The organism is Janthinobacterium sp. PAMC25594 (assembly GCF_019443505.1).
Classification (GTDB): Bacteria; Pseudomonadota; Gammaproteobacteria; order Burkholderiales; family Burkholderiaceae_D; genus Janthinobacterium.
This window is the reverse complement of record NZ_CP080377.1, coordinates 497,959-512,791: the sequence shown is the minus strand read 5'-3', so window position 1 is coordinate 512,791 and position 14,833 is coordinate 497,959. Positions and strand designations below refer to the sequence as shown.

The following is a 14,833-nucleotide window of genomic DNA, read 5'->3' as shown; positions in this document are numbered from 1 at the left end:
AGCGCATGCCCACCGCCCGTTTCCGGGCGAATTTCAGCCCCGCCTTGCCATTCGCACTATAATGTCGGCACCGCGTGCGGCAGCATTGGCGGCGATAGACGGTAACAATTTCGTGTGGACGCCAGTACAATAGCGTCTGGGCCTACACAGGGTTTCACTTTTGCCAGCAGTTGCCAGCAACTAACCATTTTTTTGACCAGCCAACAAATACTATGAGTTCGATGAATGAAGAGCGCGTTTTAAGCGTGCACCACTGGACGGATACCCTGTTCTCCTTTACCACCACGCGCGACCCGTCGCTGCGTTTCTCGAATGGCCATTTCACCATGATCGGCCTGCGCGTCGATGGCAAGCCCTTGCTGCGCGCCTACAGTATCGCCAGCGCCAATTACGAAGAGCACCTGGAATTTTTCAGCATCAAGGTACCGGGCGGTCCATTGACGTCGCGTTTGCAACATTTGCAAGTGGGCGACACCGTCATCGTCGGCCGCAAGCCGACGGGCACCCTGGTGTCCGACTACCTGCTGCCAGGCAAGCGCCTGTACATGCTGTCGACGGGCACGGGCCTGGCGCCATTCCTCAGCATCGTGCGCGATCCGGACATCTACGAGCGCTTCGACCAGCTGATCCTCGTGCACGGCGTGCGCCAGGTCGATGAACTGGCCTACCGCGAGCTGCTGGAAGAGCACCTGCCGAAGCATGAATTCCTGGGCGAAATGGTCAGCGACAAGCTGCGCTATTACCCGACCGTCACGCGCGAAGATTTCCGCAACATGGGCCGCATCACGGCGCTGATCGAGAACGGCAAACTGGCCGAAGACCTGGGCTTGCCGGCGCTGAACCCGGCCGAAGACCGCGTCATGATCTGCGGCAGCTCGGACATGCTGCGCGACCTGAAAGAAATGCTGGAAGCGCGTGGTTTCAAGGAAGGCAATACCTCGACGCCTGGCGACTTCGTTGTCGAGCGCGCGTTCGCCGAGAAGTAATCGATCGCGTTCTCCAGGGGCCCGGTCCCGCCGCACCTTGCGGCGGGACCGGGCCTTTTTCATTGGCGGCTCAGCGCACCAGCGCCGGCGTGCCGCGCTGGTATTGCAAGCCATTCATGAAACGCTGCACGGGCTGAAAGGCGCCGCTGAGGATATCGTCATGCGCCGCGTAATAGCGCGTCTCGATCTTCAACAAGCCCAGCACGGTCGCATCGAGCTTGTCCGTCTGATACGGCCGGCTTTCCAGCGCGGCGCGCGCGGCCCCCGATTGCGGCGCTTGCTGGTTGTTCCAGATCAACATGGGAATTTCATAGCCGCTCTTGTCGGAGGCGGAATGGCCCGCGTGATTGCGGTTGTAGCCCACTTCCTGGCCATGGTCGGAAACGAACAGCAGCGAGGCGGCGCGCCCGGCCTTGGCTTTGTCGGCCATGCCGATCAGGGTGCCCAGCACGTAATCGCCGTAGCGGATGGCATTATCGTACTCATCGCGCTGGTTGCGTATCCAGCGGGACCTGCCCTGGCTGACCATCTGCGCGCTGACGGCGTCCCGCGCCTGGTCGAAATGCGCGAAGCGGCTGGGATAGCGCATGTCATAGCTGGGATGGGCGCCCAGCAAATGCACGACGATGAGCTTTTTCGGCGCCGTATCGGCCAGCGCGTGGGCGAACGGCTGGAACAGGTTGCCATCAAAATTGTTTTCGCCACGGCCAGTACCGTAGTTGATGAAGTCGCTTTCATCGGCCTGGCCCGCCAGCAGACCGATCCAGCCATCGTTGCGCGTCTGGTTCGAGACCCAGAACGTCTTGTAGCCGGCCGCCTCGGCCAGCATCAGCAAATTCGGCTTGGACATCCACGCATCGGGGTTGCCGATATCGGCCGGCGTGAGCATCGTCATCATCGATTCCACCGTGCTGGACGCGGGCGAAATCACGTCGTTGAACACCAGCAGTTTCGCACGCATGGCATCGAGCCGGGGCGTGGTGGCGCGCGGGTAGCCGTACAGCGACATCGAAGCGCGGTTGGTGCTCTCGCCGATCACCAGGATGACGGTGCGCGCATCCTCGCCCGCATAGCGCACATGCCAGTCGCGCGGCGCGGCCATGGCCGTCGTCAGCGCCTGCTGCATCGATTGCATCGCTGCCAGCTGCGCGCTGTACTGCTGGTAGCGCAGCGGCCAGAACAGGGCCGGATTTTCGCGCCGCATGGTGTTATTGACGTGCAGCAGCACAAGAAAGACGGCCATGCTGACGGCAAAGCATTTTTGCGCCAGGCCCGGCACGCTGCTGGCGCGCGCCGCCTGCCAGCGCTGCAGATAACGGTCGGCCAGCAGCACGGCCGTCGTCACGAGCACGAACCAGCCCGCCGATTGCGCCAGCGCGGCGCTGTTGTGCAGGAAAAACTCGGCCGTTTCCGCTTGATCTGTCGCAAACATCGCCTGTAAAACGGCATTCGGATTCGGTCGCATGCCAAAATAGCCACGCAAAAAACCCTTGATGGCAGCGTCGAGGTAAAACACGGGCACCACGATACGCAGCAGCACGGTGAGCGCGCTGGCGCTGGAACTGCCACGCCACGCGTGCAGCACGCCGCCCACGCCCAGCAGGAAGGCCGCCAGCAAGACGCACAATTTCAGGCATTCGTTCGCACTTAACTGATCGAAGAGGAAGAACAGCAGCAGGCCAGCAATGCTGAGCAGGACACGGCAAAACAGAATCAGCATGGGGCAATAGATGGTAGGTATGCAAGGGAGACATGCCCGTGCGGACGGGCCAGCGATTGTAGCGTAGTCCCTTGCAACTTGTACCATCATTTCATGTGCGCTCCTGACAGAAATTGTCAGTGCTTTTCATTATGCTTTCGGCACCGGCAGGCCAGCCAGCCTGTCTTACTATTGATATCTCCACCCGCGACAGGACTTTTCATGACACGTGCCATCACCATACTGACCGAGAACTTTGCCGATTGGGAAACCGCCCTGCTCAATTCCACGGCGCGCCTGTATTACGGCTTTTACACGCAGTTCGCCACGCCGGGCGGCCTGCCCGTCACCTCGTCCGGTGGCATGCTGGTCACGCCGCAACTGGCGCTGGAAGAGATTGAGCTTGATGAACTCGATTTGCTGATGGTGTGTGGCGGCAGCCACTGGCAAAGCGGCAAGGCGCCGGACCTCGGCCCCTTGCTGCGCGCCGCCCGCGACAAGAATATTGTGCTGGCCGGCATTTGCGACGGCACGCGCGTGCTGGCGCAGGCGGGCGTGCTCGACACCGTGCGCCATACGTCCAACAGTGCGGACAACCTGTTGCAAACGGGCTATGCGGGCGCCGCCCTGTACCAGGACGTGCCGTGGGCCGTGGCCGACCAGCGCGTCGTCACGGCACCGGGCACGGCGCCCGTCAGTTTTACGCGGGAAGTGCTGCGCAGCCTGGGCATTCACGACGACAACCTGACGGCCTACCTGGCGCTTCACGGGGCCGAACACCGCCAGCCTCCCGTCACCTGATCTTGCTCCTTGGCACGCAAGTTCTGCCGCCCGCCACAAAGGGGTGGCAGAATCCGCTCAACTTGATTAAAGTGCATCCCTTACCTGCCCCCGGAAGGATGAGATGCGATGCCTGAAATACCTGCCAGCCTGCCTGGTCCTGTTGTGCTGGACGCCCCTGGCGCTGGCCCAGCCCTCGCCCTTGTTGACGCCGGAACAACTGCGCACCGACTTGCGCTTCGTCCAGGAGTCGATCGCCGCCACGCACCCGCAGCCGGATTTTTCCACCGATCCCGCCGCCGTGCGGCAAGCCTACAAATACATTGCAGAGCAAATGCAGGCGCCGATGTCGCCGGACCAGGCCTGGCGCCTGCTTGCCATGCTCAATCCCCTCTACGCCGACGGCCACCTGGCCCTCACGCCGGCCGGGCCGCTGGTGCAAAGCCAGGCTTTCCTCGACGCGGGCGGCAGTTTCTTTCCCTATGAAGTGAGCCTGGATGCCAGCGGCGCCCTGCGCATCCGCGCGCAGCTGGGCGGTGCGCCGTCGCCGCTGCAAGGCATGCACATCACCAGCATCAATGGCGTGCCGGCTGAGCAGATCGTCGCCGACTTGCTGAGCCGCTGCCACGGTGACACGGCCGCGTTCCGCGCCAGCCTGCTGTCGCTGCGCTGGCCTTTCCTGTACTGGAAAGTACTGGGCGCGCCGGACAACTATGCCTTACAGTTTGACAAAGGCCAGCAATTGACCGTACCAGGATCCAGCGCCCTGCCCGCCTACCTGGCCAGCAATGGTAGTTTCGCACAGCAATTCCGTTTCGAATTGCTGCCCCGCAAGGCTGCATTGCTGACCATCAATACCTTCGCCTGGCCAGACAAGGCGCAATTCACGGCGTTCACGGCCGACGCTTTCCGCCAGGTGCAAGAGGCGGGCGTGCGCACGCTGCTGATCGACGTGCGGGAGAATGGCGGCGGCAACGACGACATGTGGATCGATGGCGTGCTGCGCTATATCGCCGACAAACCTTACCGCTGGGCCTCGACCTACCGCAAGAAAGTCATCAAGGGACGCGAGAGCGCGAGTGAAAAGCTGGGCGACGTCATCGATGGCGAGATCACTTCCTGGCAGCAGCCCCAACTGGACAATCCGCTGCACTTCTCGGGCGCCACCTATTTGCTGGTGGGCGGCCGCACGTATTCTTCCTCTGTACTTCTGAGCAATGTCATGCAGGACTTTGGCTTTGGCAAGGTGGTGGGAGCGGCGGGCCAGGCACGCACGCGCCAGAGTGGCGGCACGCAGCGTTTCGTGCTGCCCAACAGCGGCCTGGAACTGGGCGTGCCGCGCCTGCTCTTCCAGCGGCCGTCGGGCACGGGCGGCCCCGTCCTCCTGCAGCCGGATATCGTGCTGCCGGACAGCCCCTACAATGAACGCGAACTGATCGAAGCCGTGCTGGCCATGCCGGCCCCGCCGGCCTAATCGGGGGCCAGCACGCGCAGGCGCGCCACGGCGTGCGCGTTGCCCGGGTCCAGCTCCAGCGAACGGCGGTAATGCGTGACGGCCAGCGCCTTCGCGCCGTCCGCCTCGTACGCTTCGGCCAGGCTGTCGTGGCCGTTCGCCCCTTGCGGGTACAGTTGCACGCCCAGCTGGAAGACGGCGAGCGCCTGTTTCGGCTGCTGCCGGCCCAGCAGGCGGTAACCCCAGGCATTCAAGTCGTCTTCCGTGGGCACCTACAGCCCGTGCTGGCGCCGGATGGCCGCCAGTTTCTGCTCCAGCCCTTCAAAGCCTGTGCTGGCCGCTTTGTTGCGCAATAAATGCGCGGCATACGCCCCGCCGCGCTGCTGGCGCAGGGCGGGAAGGTAAAAGCCGGCGACGGTATCGATCAGCTGTTCCGGCTGGCCACCGGCCAGGTTGCTGAGGATAATGATGGCCAGGCCATCGTCCGGATACACATAAAAGGCCGAGCGGGCGCCGCCGATGCCGGCCACGGCACGGTGATCACCGCGGCCGATGCTGGGCCAGCCCAGCGTCCACGGCGCCGGCTTGCCGTCATTCAGGCTGGTCGGCTGCCACAGCCGCTCCACGCTGGCGGGCGCCAGCAAGCGCCCCGACCGCAGCGCCCCGACCGCAGCGCGATGAGCCAGTTCGCCAGTTCGCCCGCATTGCTGTTGATGCAGGCCCCCGCGCGCATGAACACGGGGAAATCCTCGATCACGTTGCGGTAAGCATTGCCGCCCCGCTCCAGCACGTAGGAACTGGCCTTGCCCACGACCACGTCCTTCGCGTCGCCGAAGCCGCTATGCGGCATGCCGGCCACGTCGAACTGCCGGCGCTGGATGAAATTGGTAAAAGGCTGGCCGCCCTGCCGTTCGATCAATTGCGCCAGCAACACGTAGTTGGTCTGGTTGTAGCGGAAGCGCTGGCCTGGCGCGGCTTCCACGGGCAACGCCCGCACGGCTGTCCACGCCGCGTCGGCGTCATCGGGCTGCGGCCCCACCAGCTTGCCGCTGCGCTGGTCCAGCACATCGGGCAAGCCCGATGTATGGTTGAGCAATTGCGTCACCGTCACGGCTTGCCAGGCTGAAGGCAGGCCCGCCAGGTACTGGCCGATGGGCGCCGCCAGGTCGATCTTGCCCTGCTGCACCAGTTGCATCACGGCCACGCCCGTAAACGCTTTCGTTGCCGAATTGATGGAAAACAGGCTCGCGTCCGTCACCGGCACCTGGTATTGCAGGCTGGCCAGGCCGAAATTGCGCGACAGCACCACCTTGCCATGCCGGATGACCGCGATTTGCAGGCCCGGTATCCGGCGTTCGCGCATTTCGTCCTGCACGAAGGCGGCAATATCCCGCTCCGCGCGGCTGGCCTGCCGCCCGTTGGCGGGCGCGGCAGTGGCGGCCAGGGCGTCCGGCGCAAGGGCGGCGCCGAGCGCCAGGATGAGCAGGGCCGACGGGAAACGTGTATGCAAGATGACTCTCTCTGCTGGACGGAGCGGAAGTGCAGCATCACATATCTATTTAGTAACGTCAACGGAAATATTGCCAGATAGAAATCCATTCCTTGCGGCACACCGCTTATTGATGTAGATCGAACCGGCTGCCACGCGCAGCGGCATCGCGCTCCTGCCCGGACTACACTGACAGTCTGGCCGGCGCACAGGCAAGCCGGCGCAAGGAGTCCGTCATGGCAGATCTCGTCTCTGGCAGCAATGCCCATGTCTTTGGCCTGGCGCGGCCGCAAGCAGGGAGAGCGGCGTCGCTGCACCAGGCGCCGCCCCGCAACACGGCGTTTCGCGACCTGCCGCCGCCGACGGGCAGCGCGCCCTTCCGCCTCGACCTCAAGGATGTCGTGGCGCCCGCTGTCTACGAGGCCATCGTCAGGAACCGCAAACTCGTCTTCCACCTGAATGGCGACATGGGAGGCATCGAGTATGCGGTGCCGCAGGAACTGGTGGCAAAGGGCATGGAGAACGATTTCCAGGCCGACGCCAGTGAGCCGCCGGCCTTCCTGTATGTCACGGGCGACTGCGTCTACTTCAACGGCCAGGTCAGCGAATACTACAAACAGTTTTACCAGCCCTATGAATTCTACCTGGCGCCCGTGTTTGCCGTACCTGGCAACCACGACGGCGACAACCTGCCGGACGACCAGACCCTCGACGGCTTCGTGCGCAATTTTTGTGCGCCCCAGCCCGTCAAGATGCCGGAATCGGGCGACTCCCACCGCACGGCCATGGTGCAGCCGAATGTGTACTGGACCCTGCTCACGCCGCAAGCCAGTATCGTCGGGCTCTACAGCAATGTACCCGCCGGCGGCGAGATCCGCGCGCCGCAGAAGGAATGGCTGGTGTCGGAGCTGTCTACCCTGCCGCGCGAACTGCCCTTGCTGCTGGCCCTGCACCATCCGATCTACTCGGCCGACGACCACCACTCTGGCAGCACCTACATGAAAGACCTCGTCGCGCAAGCGTCCGCCGAAGCGGGCCGCCATCCGGACGCCATCCTTGCCGGCCACGTGCACAACTACCAACGGCTGACGCGGGCCAACGGCGACGGCGGCAAGACCCTGTTCCTCGTCACGGGCGCCGGCGGCTATCACAATCTGCACCAGATCATGAAGGTCAATGGACAGCGCCTGATCGCGCCTGCCGTCTTCCATGACGGCGACGGCGACGCCGTCACGCTGGAAAACTACTCGGACGACCATCATGGCTTCCTGCGCGTCGAACTGTCCGACGGCGTCATGCAGGGCCAATACTACGAAGTGCCGCGGCCGCAGGAACCGTTCAGCAAGGGCAGCCACCTGCTCGACCATTTCCGCTTCGATTTCAGGCAGAAGGCGTATCTGCCCAATACGCCGTCATGATTGGCGGGCGGCAACCGCGCCGCCTCAGGCTTCCTGCCACACATCCTCGTAGCCTTCACGGTCGAGGATGAACCGGGCGCCGCTGGGCAAGGCCAGGTAGTCGAGCACTTGCGGCAGCATCTCGCGCAGGTGGGCCGCATGCAGGGGCTGGTAAAAATCGAGTGCTTCGCTGTGCTCGCCGCAATGGATGAACCAGCTGATGGTGCCGTTTTCCGGCAGGTCGATACGCGTGCCATAGATGGGAGATTGCTCCAGGCTGCCGATGGCCAGGGCCACCATGGGCTCGGGCGCTTGCGCCGGCAAGCCGAATTTGTCGCAGATGCGCTGTTGTGTTTCGCTGATCAGTTCAGTCATGCCGCTCTCAGGATCCGATATATTGGTAATGCAGGCGCAGCGCGCCCTCGTGGCCGGATATTTCCAGATGCAAGGTCGCTTCGCCCGGCCTGCCATCGGCCAGCAACCGGCATTCCAGACCCAGCGGCCCGCAATCGGTGGCATACACGTCGACGGCGCAACGCCCGCCCTGGCCCGGCACAAAGGCCTCGGCCAGCGGCGCCAGGGACAGCGCCTGGTTCGCCGCAAAATAGCTGTCGAGCATCTCGATGATCTCGTCGGCCACGCCCGGCGACAGCGACCAGTCGCGTTGCAGCGCAAGCGGGTCGCGCCGGTCGAGCGTGCGCACGAAGGCCGCCGCCTGTGCATATGCCTGTTGCCGCAGGCTGTCGGTCATGCGCATTTCCATGCTGCCACTCCTCTCTCTTGAACAGGCGCCATTATAGTGCGCGGCCTGGCCGATGCCGCACTGTCGCAATGCCGGCAGTTGCATGACAGTACGGCAAGCCTGTAAAGTGGGCCACGATGAAAAAAACCTACCATGGCAGTTGCCACTGCGGCGCCGTGCGCTTCGCGGCCGAGATCGACCTGGCGGCGCCCAGCCTGCGCTGCAATTGTTCCTATTGCCTGAAAATCCGCTGCTGGGCCAGCCAGGTGCCGCCCTCAGCCTTCCGCCTGCTGTCCGGCGAAGGGGCCTTGAGCGAATACCGCTTCGGCGCCGGCCGCGAGCGCCATTATTTTTGCCGCCATTGCGGCGTGCGGCCGTTTGGCCATGGCGATTCACCGCGCGGCGGCCCGTTTGTCGGCATCGGCGTGAACTGCCTCGACGATGCCTCTGTGGCCGAACTGGCCCAGGTGCCCGTCACCTTTGTCGATGGCTGGCATGGCGAGTGGCACGCGCCGCCGCACGAAACGCGGCATCTGTAAAAATGCAATGCAGAAATGGTTGTCACGCACTACAGAGTTTTCCTACGTGGCGACAGGTAGTGTCCCTATGGTTAAGCCAACGTCAGGCAGCGAAAATGGCCTCACCGGTGCTGCACGGCGCCGGAGGCCAGGCAGCAGCATTCTTATCCATCCTCACGCCATCCTTGGTGCGGATGATGGCGCAGACTAACCATAGGGGTAACGATCATGACTTCAAACAGCAACGACAAAAGCGGTAACCAGTCGAACAAACAGCAATCGGGCAATCAGCAGTCGGACAAACAGCAGTCGGACAAGCAGTCCGGCACCCGCCAGTCATCCGGTAGCACCCAAGGCGGCAAGCCGGAGCAGCATGTCGAGGCGGGCCGCCAAAGCCACAAGAATGACGGCGACAAGCAATCCGGTTCGCAACAAATGGGCCCAGGCAGGAGCGCCAGTGAACAAGCGGGTTCCGGCGCCGGTTCGCGCGGTGGCACGCATGAGCAGCATGTGGAAACGGGACGTCAAAGCCACAAGAATGACGATAAATCCTGATTGCCGGGTCGTGTGATTACAGGAAAATCTGCGGGGACTCGGCTGCAGCATGGGCCGGTGCGGCATTGCCGTGCCGGCTCATAGGTGCAGTACGGCAATGCGTGCCATTTCACGGCCCGCCCAACAGGCGGCGTCGAAAGGCCGTTGTCTGGATCGGCATTCTGGGCGATAATTACGCCCATGAACGATACCACCACCTTACCCCCATTGCCCGATCGCCTGTCGATCGACCCTAGCAGCCCTTACCACGTTGCAGCCGTGTTCGAGAACGACGTCGGCATCCGCTTCAACGACAAGGAACGTCTTGACGTGGAAGAATATTGCATCAGCGAACGCTGGATCAAGGTCGCTTCCACCAAGTCGCTGGACCGCCGCGGCCGTCCTTTGCAAATCAAATTGAATGGCAAGGTCGAAGCGTTCTACCGCTAAGACTTGCCGCTCCGGCCAGGCGCCATGCGCGCTGGCCGGCGTTTTCCCCTGCTGCTTTTTTCGCCCGCTTTTTCCTCCTTCCCCCCGCAGCCACCTGCACCCTTTCACCTCGCTGCAACTTTTTCACAACTTTTTTCATTTAGCCAAACAAGTTGTTTGACATCTGATATCTTACTCTGCAATACTTGCTGCATCGGTTCAGTCATTCGAACCGCAACAGCCCAGCCGAGTACATGCACATGCTACAGCCAGCCGCTACAACACTGACCGCGCCGTTCGACCTGCAGTTCGACCATAGCTGGCCGGCCTTCCCCGTGCCCTTGCGCGAAGCGGCCGGCGCCGCCATCGGCGGCATGCTGTATGCGGGCCTGGGCAGCGCTGGCGGCGCCTGGTATCGCCTCGACACGGCCCGGCGCAAGAATGGCTGGCGGCGCATGGCGGACTTTCCCGCCGCCGCCCCTGCTGGCGCCGCCTGCGCGGCCAGTGGCCAGTCCCTCTACGTGTTTGGTGGCGCCGTCACTCCCGCCGGCCACAGCGCCCGCCAGTCCGACGCCGTATGGCGCTACGACATCCAGCTTGATGTCTGGCAGCCGCTGGACCTGCTACTGCCGCTGGGCTTGCTAGGCGCCTCGGCCCTGGCGCAAGCGGACGGCAGCATCGTGCTCTTCGGCGGCTACCACCGCGCCCAGTTCGACGACTTTTGCCGCGCCCATGCGGCCGCCGGCGAGGCCGAACGGCCCCAGTTGCTGCGCGCCTACATGGCCCGCCCCGTCGCCGCCTTCGCGTGGAACCGCCATCAATGGCGTTTCGACCCGCGCAACGACACATTGCAGGATGAAGGATTGCTGCCGTTTGCGGGCACCTGCGGCGCCGTCGCCATCAATGCGGCAGGCGCGGCCGTCGTCGCCAGCGGCGAAATCAAGCCGGGCCTGCGCACGCCGCTGACCTGGCATGCGCGCCAGGATGGCGGCGGCTGGGAGCAGTTCGCCTTACCGGAGATGGCGCCCGGCGTGCCGCAGGAAGGCGTGGCCGCGGCGTTCGGCGGCCTGTGCGCCGGCGTGCCCGTCCTCGCCGGCGGCACGCATTTCACGGGCGCCAACGCCAATTATGCTCAGCAGCAACTGCACGCCCATGCGGGCCTGGCCAAGACCTGGTGCCGCGAACTCTACGGCTTCGACGGGCGGCGATGGTGCCAGCTGGGCCTGCTGCCGGCGCCGCGCGCGCATGGCCTGTCCTTTCAGGTGGGCGACAGCCTGCTGCTGGTGGGCGGCGATAGCGACGTCGGCGCTGCCACCCTGGAAACCTTGGCAATAACGTTATCGAATTGTCCCGGCCGTGATACCGTGTCGTACCCTGCTTAATTAGTGAGAAAACAATGGTCACAAAGATACCGGCTTACCGCCACGCGCAAGTGAAAATCAAGGAATTCATCGAGCAGAACAACCTGAAGGCGAACGACGCCCTGCCGCCCGAAGCGCGCATGGCCGAGGAGCTCAACATGAGCCGCCCCAGCCTGCGCGAAGCCGTCAAGGCGCTCGAATCGCTGGGCGTGATCGAATCGCGCCACGGCGAAGGCATCTTCGTCAAGGCCTTTTCCTTCGATTCCATCCTCGACAACCTGCCCTATTCCATGGTCGCCAATGACGACCAGATCACGGACTTGCTGTACGTGCGCACCTACCTGGAAATCGGCGCGATTCCCTCGGTGGTGAAAAACATCACGCCGCAAAGCATCGCCGTGCTGCGCGGACTGGCCGACAGCATGCTGGAAAAGGCGCTGCGGCAGGAAACCTTCCCCGCCGAGGACCGTGCCTTCCATGCGGAAATGTATTCGTGCCTGAACAACCGATTCCTGCTGGCCCTGATCGACCTGTTCTGGAACGTCTTCAACAATATGCACAAGGCGTCCATGGCCGCCCAGCTCGATCCCTGGGCCATGGAAGCGACGGCGCGCGACCATATCGCCATCGTCGAAATGCTGGAAAACAAGGATGAGGCTGGTCTGATGCACGCCTATACCCAGCATTTCGATTCCATCTTCAAGCGTTACCCGAAAGACACCGCCTAGCCAGCAACAAGCGGCGTCACCTTTTTTTGTTCATCACATAGAGGTTAGAAATCCATGTTTGCGTCCCGTCCTTCCGTCAAGTATCTGCTCCCCGCGGCCTTCGCCGTTTTCACCTGCCTGTCGGGAGCCGCGCAGGCTGCCGACCAGGTCTTCGTCGGCGCCTTCGACGTGGGTCCGTCCGGCAATGCGCAGAAATTCAATCCGTTGACGGCGGCCGCAGGCTTCAGCTTCTATAACAAGTATTTCTCCACCCTGACCCTGTACGACGTCAGCCTGCAAAAGATCTCGGGCGACCTGGCCGACAGTTGGACGTATGCCAAGGATGGCAAGACCCTGACCCTGAAACTGCGCAAGGACGTCAAGTGGCACGACGGCAAGCCGTTCACCTCGGCCGACGTCAAATTCACCCTCGACCTGATCCGCAGCCCCGAGCTGGCCAGCGTGTTCGCACCGCGCCTGGCCGACGTCAGCGCCGTCAAGGTGCCGGACGCGAGCACCGTGATCATCGAGCTGGCGCGCCCCGACGTGACCTTGCCCGACGCCTTTACCAGCATCATGATCGTGCCCCGGCATCTGTTGATGAGCGTGCCGATCACGGAATTGCGCAATGCCGCCTGGTGGAAAACACCCGTGGGCACGGGACCGTTCAAATGGAGCAAATACCTGCCCGACCAGTACGTGGAACTGACGGCGAATGCCGATTACTACCGCGGCAAGCCGAAGCTGGACAAGCTGATCAACCGCTATTTCAAGGATGCCAGCGCGGCCGCCCTGGCCCTGGCCTCGAACGAAATCCAGTTTACCTACCTGACGATGGACCAGGTCAAGGAAAACCAGGCCAGCAAGGCTTTCAATGTGATTTCCGGCCCGTCCCACGTGCTCAACTACCTGGGCGTGAACCACAGCGACCCGCGCTTCCAGGACCTGCGCGTGCGCCAGGCCATCCTGTACGCCATCGACAGGCCCGCCATCGTCAAGAGCATCTACAACAACAGCGCCACTATCGCCAACTGCGCGCTGACCCTGCCGAAATTCCAGCCGGCCAAGCTGGACAAATATGAAACGAATGTCGCCAAGGCGAAAACCCTGCTGGCGGCCGCCAACTGGGAGCAGCTGAGCAAGGGCCAGCCCGTGGAACTGCTCACCTACTACAACGACCAGGTATCGAAGGATGTCATCGCCAGCCTGCAATCGATGCTGGCGCAAGTGGGCGTCAACATCAAGCCGCGCTTCGTCGACAGCCCGACTTACGGCCAGCTGGTCGATGCCAACCGCTTCGGCCTGGTCTTCGCTGGCGGCGGCGTGGGCCCCGACCCCGGCGCGCTGACGCCGATGCTGCACTCGTCGTACGCGCCGCCGAAGGGCGTGAACCGCATGCGCGTCAAGCTGCCGCAGCTCGATGCCCTGCTCGACGCGGGCCAGCTGGAAACGGACGACGCCAAGCGCACGGCCCTGTACCGCGACGCCTGCGGCATCACGAATGCACAGCTGCCCTGGATCCCCCTGTGGAGCGCCAACCGCTACGGCGGCTTCGCCAAGAATGTCGAGAACATGATCTGGACCCCGGCCCCGGCCGGCGGACGCTACCAGGACAAGCCGGAGCTGTGGCAGCTGCGCTGAGCGGCAGCCCACCCTCACCGTCACACGTCATCCCGATGGCGGGCCACGGCCCGCCGGTTTTTGCATAGCTGAGAAGGCAGGGGGCCATGCCGCCTGGAAGAAACATGTTCAAGTACCTCGTGAATCGCTTGCTGGTCAACATCCCTACCCTGCTGGCCATTTTGGCCACCGTCTTCGTGCTGGTCAACATGGCGCCGGGCGATCCCGTCGACGCCTTCGTGCCACCCAGCCAGGCCTTGACGGACGTGCAGAAGGAGCAACTGCGCCATACCTTGGGCCTGGACCGTTCCGTGCCCGTGCGCTTCGCGCTGTGGCTCAAGCAAACGGCCAGCGGCGACCTGGGCTACCGCTACAAGGATGGCGCCCGCGTAGTTGATGAGATCGCCAGCCGGGTGGCGCCCACCCTGCTGCTGGCCCTGTCGGGCCTGGCGCTGGGCTCCGTGCTGGGCATTATCCTCGGCGTGGTCTCGGCGCGCCGCGCAAATGGCAAGCTGGACCACGTGCTGTCGCTGTTCGCCTACGTCGCCATCAGCAGCCCCGCCTTTTTGGTCGGCATCGTCGGCATGTATGTGTTTTCGCTGCAGCTGGGCTGGTTTCCCAGCGGCGGCTACAGCAATCCGGGCGACGAGAGCGTGGCCGACATTGCGTACCACCTGGCCCTGCCGGCCTGTGTGCTGTCGGTGCAGTTCATCGCCATCACCATGCGCTATACGCGGGCCGGGCTGCTCGACACCCTGAACCAGGACTACATCCGCACGGCCATCGCCAAGGGCGTCAGCCCGAACCGCGTGATGCTGCGCCACGCGCTGCCCAATACACTGGTCCCCATCGTCACCGTGATCGGCGCCAGCTTTGGCGGCCTGATCGGCGGCGCCGTGTTCGTCGAGACGGTGTTTTCCTGGCCGGGCATGGGCATGCTGTTCCTCGACGCCATCGAAAGCCGCGACTATCCGCTGATCATGGGCATCGCCCTGTTCGTCTCGTTGGCCATTCTCGCCGTCAACATGCTGACTGATGTCGTGTATTCCTGGATCGACCCGCGCATCACCCTGAAGTAGCCACACAGCACATTTAACCGGCAATGCCCCCTGGCGACA

The 14,833-nt window shown here is 63.4% G+C and carries 17 protein-coding genes; 11 read left to right on the top strand and 6 right to left on the bottom strand.

The window, feature by feature from the left end:
- The first annotated feature begins 212 nt into the window (after positions 1-212).
- Positions 213-986, top strand: a complete 774-nt coding sequence (locus KY494_RS02325) for a ferredoxin--NADP reductase (protein ID WP_100873082.1) — start codon at positions 213-215, stop codon at positions 984-986.
- Positions 987-1,056: 70 nt separating this feature from the next.
- Here the strand turns inward: KY494_RS02325 and KY494_RS02320 are convergent, their stop codons facing one another.
- Positions 1,057-2,706 (bottom strand): phosphoethanolamine transferase, encoded by a 1,650-nt coding sequence (locus KY494_RS02320; RefSeq protein ID WP_219889718.1) that lies wholly within the window; start codon positions 2,704-2,706, stop codon positions 1,057-1,059.
- A 201-nt stretch (positions 2,707-2,907) separates the two neighbouring features.
- Between KY494_RS02320 and KY494_RS02315 the strand changes: the two genes are divergently transcribed.
- Complete coding sequence (locus tag KY494_RS02315; protein ID WP_219889717.1) at positions 2,908-3,486, top strand: type 1 glutamine amidotransferase family protein; 579 nt, start codon at positions 2,908-2,910, stop codon at positions 3,484-3,486.
- A 103-nt stretch (positions 3,487-3,589) separates the two neighbouring features.
- On the top strand, positions 3,590-4,939 hold the full coding sequence (locus KY494_RS02310; protein WP_219889716.1) for a S41 family peptidase: 1,350 nt from the start codon (positions 3,590-3,592) through the stop codon (positions 4,937-4,939).
- On the opposite strand, the gene KY494_RS02305 is transcribed toward KY494_RS02310, so the two are convergent.
- Genes KY494_RS02305 through KY494_RS02295 form a run of 3 tightly spaced genes read right to left on the bottom strand, consistent with a single transcriptional unit; the run spans position 4,936 to position 6,428 of the window.
- Positions 4,936-5,172, bottom strand: coding sequence for a hypothetical protein (locus tag KY494_RS02305; RefSeq protein WP_219889715.1), 237 nt, complete (start codon positions 5,170-5,172; stop codon positions 4,936-4,938). The genes KY494_RS02310 and KY494_RS02305 overlap by 4 nt on opposite strands.
- A gap of 18 nt (positions 5,173-5,190) precedes the next feature.
- A complete protein-coding gene (locus KY494_RS02300) occupies positions 5,191-5,562 on the bottom strand; it encodes a serine hydrolase (protein WP_219889714.1) in 372 nt (123 codons plus the stop codon).
- Complete coding sequence (locus tag KY494_RS02295; protein ID WP_219889713.1) at positions 5,514-6,428, bottom strand: serine hydrolase; 915 nt, start codon at positions 6,426-6,428, stop codon at positions 5,514-5,516. The genes KY494_RS02300 and KY494_RS02295 overlap by 49 nt, the downstream gene beginning before the upstream one ends.
- A 215-nt stretch (positions 6,429-6,643) precedes the next feature.
- Here KY494_RS02295 and KY494_RS02290 point away from each other — a divergent pair, with 215 nt between their 5' ends.
- Positions 6,644-7,825 carry a metallophosphoesterase gene (locus tag KY494_RS02290; protein WP_219889712.1) on the top strand — a complete coding sequence of 394 codons (1,182 nt, stop codon included), beginning with the start codon at positions 6,644-6,646 and terminating at the stop codon, positions 7,823-7,825.
- A 24-nt stretch (positions 7,826-7,849) separates the two neighbouring features.
- Here the strand turns inward: KY494_RS02290 and KY494_RS02285 are convergent, their stop codons facing one another.
- Positions 7,850-8,179 carry a hypothetical protein gene (locus KY494_RS02285; protein ID WP_219889711.1) on the bottom strand — a complete coding sequence of 110 codons (330 nt, stop codon included), beginning with the start codon at positions 8,177-8,179 and terminating at the stop codon, positions 7,850-7,852.
- Between the two features lie 7 nt (positions 8,180-8,186).
- Positions 8,187-8,567, bottom strand: a complete 381-nt coding sequence (locus KY494_RS02280; protein WP_219889710.1) for a hypothetical protein — start codon at positions 8,565-8,567, stop codon at positions 8,187-8,189.
- A gap of 116 nt (positions 8,568-8,683) precedes the next feature.
- Between KY494_RS02280 and KY494_RS02275 the strand changes: the two genes are divergently transcribed.
- The 7 genes from KY494_RS02275 (at position 8,684) to KY494_RS02245 (ending at position 14,794) form a co-directional block, all read left to right on the top strand.
- A complete protein-coding gene (locus tag KY494_RS02275) occupies positions 8,684-9,085 on the top strand; it encodes a GFA family protein (RefSeq protein ID WP_219889709.1) in 402 nt (133 codons plus the stop codon).
- Positions 9,086-9,292: 207 nt separating this feature from the next.
- Positions 9,293-9,619 (top strand): hypothetical protein, encoded by a 327-nt coding sequence (locus KY494_RS02270; protein ID WP_219889708.1) that lies wholly within the window; start codon positions 9,293-9,295, stop codon positions 9,617-9,619.
- A 180-nt stretch (positions 9,620-9,799) separates the two neighbouring features.
- Positions 9,800-10,048 carry a DUF3297 family protein gene (locus KY494_RS02265; RefSeq protein WP_099763738.1) on the top strand — a complete coding sequence of 83 codons (249 nt, stop codon included), beginning with the start codon at positions 9,800-9,802 and terminating at the stop codon, positions 10,046-10,048.
- Positions 10,049-10,281: 233 nt separating this feature from the next.
- A complete protein-coding gene (locus KY494_RS02260) occupies positions 10,282-11,409 on the top strand; it encodes a YjhT family mutarotase (protein WP_219889707.1) in 1,128 nt (375 codons plus the stop codon).
- A gap of 14 nt (positions 11,410-11,423) precedes the next feature.
- Complete coding sequence (locus KY494_RS02255) at positions 11,424-12,116, top strand: FadR/GntR family transcriptional regulator (protein ID WP_219134434.1); 693 nt, start codon at positions 11,424-11,426, stop codon at positions 12,114-12,116.
- A 54-nt stretch (positions 12,117-12,170) separates the two neighbouring features.
- Entirely contained in the window at positions 12,171-13,736 is a 1,566-nt protein-coding gene (locus tag KY494_RS02250; protein ID WP_219889706.1) for an ABC transporter substrate-binding protein, read from the top strand.
- Between the two features lie 104 nt (positions 13,737-13,840).
- Positions 13,841-14,794, top strand: a complete 954-nt coding sequence (locus KY494_RS02245) for an ABC transporter permease (protein WP_219889705.1) — start codon at positions 13,841-13,843, stop codon at positions 14,792-14,794.
- Positions 14,795-14,833: the final 39 nt, after the last annotated feature.

Coding starts and splice junctions, on each gene's coding strand:
- KY494_RS02250 (WP_219889706.1), top strand. CDS start 12,171: ATGTTTGCGTCCCGTCCTTCCGTCAAGTATCTGCTCCCCGCGGCCTTC.
- KY494_RS02260 (WP_219889707.1), top strand. CDS start 10,282: ATGCACATGCTACAGCCAGCCGCTACAACACTGACCGCGCCGTTCGAC.
- KY494_RS02275 (WP_219889709.1), top strand. CDS start 8,684: ATGAAAAAAACCTACCATGGCAGTTGCCACTGCGGCGCCGTGCGCTTC.
- KY494_RS02255 (WP_219134434.1), top strand. CDS start 11,424: ATGGTCACAAAGATACCGGCTTACCGCCACGCGCAAGTGAAAATCAAG.
- KY494_RS02285 (WP_219889711.1), bottom strand. CDS start 8,179: ATGACTGAACTGATCAGCGAAACACAACAGCGCATCTGCGACAAATTC.
- KY494_RS02290 (WP_219889712.1), top strand. CDS start 6,644: ATGGCAGATCTCGTCTCTGGCAGCAATGCCCATGTCTTTGGCCTGGCG.
- KY494_RS02320 (WP_219889718.1), bottom strand. CDS start 2,706: ATGCTGATTCTGTTTTGCCGTGTCCTGCTCAGCATTGCTGGCCTGCTG.
- KY494_RS02270 (WP_219889708.1), top strand. CDS start 9,293: ATGACTTCAAACAGCAACGACAAAAGCGGTAACCAGTCGAACAAACAG.
- KY494_RS02325 (WP_100873082.1), top strand. CDS start 213: ATGAGTTCGATGAATGAAGAGCGCGTTTTAAGCGTGCACCACTGGACG.
- KY494_RS02280 (WP_219889710.1), bottom strand. CDS start 8,567: ATGGAAATGCGCATGACCGACAGCCTGCGGCAACAGGCATATGCACAG.
- KY494_RS02245 (WP_219889705.1), top strand. CDS start 13,841: ATGTTCAAGTACCTCGTGAATCGCTTGCTGGTCAACATCCCTACCCTG.
- KY494_RS02265 (WP_099763738.1), top strand. CDS start 9,800: ATGAACGATACCACCACCTTACCCCCATTGCCCGATCGCCTGTCGATC.
- KY494_RS02315 (WP_219889717.1), top strand. CDS start 2,908: ATGACACGTGCCATCACCATACTGACCGAGAACTTTGCCGATTGGGAA.
- KY494_RS02310 (WP_219889716.1), top strand. CDS start 3,590: ATGCGATGCCTGAAATACCTGCCAGCCTGCCTGGTCCTGTTGTGCTGG.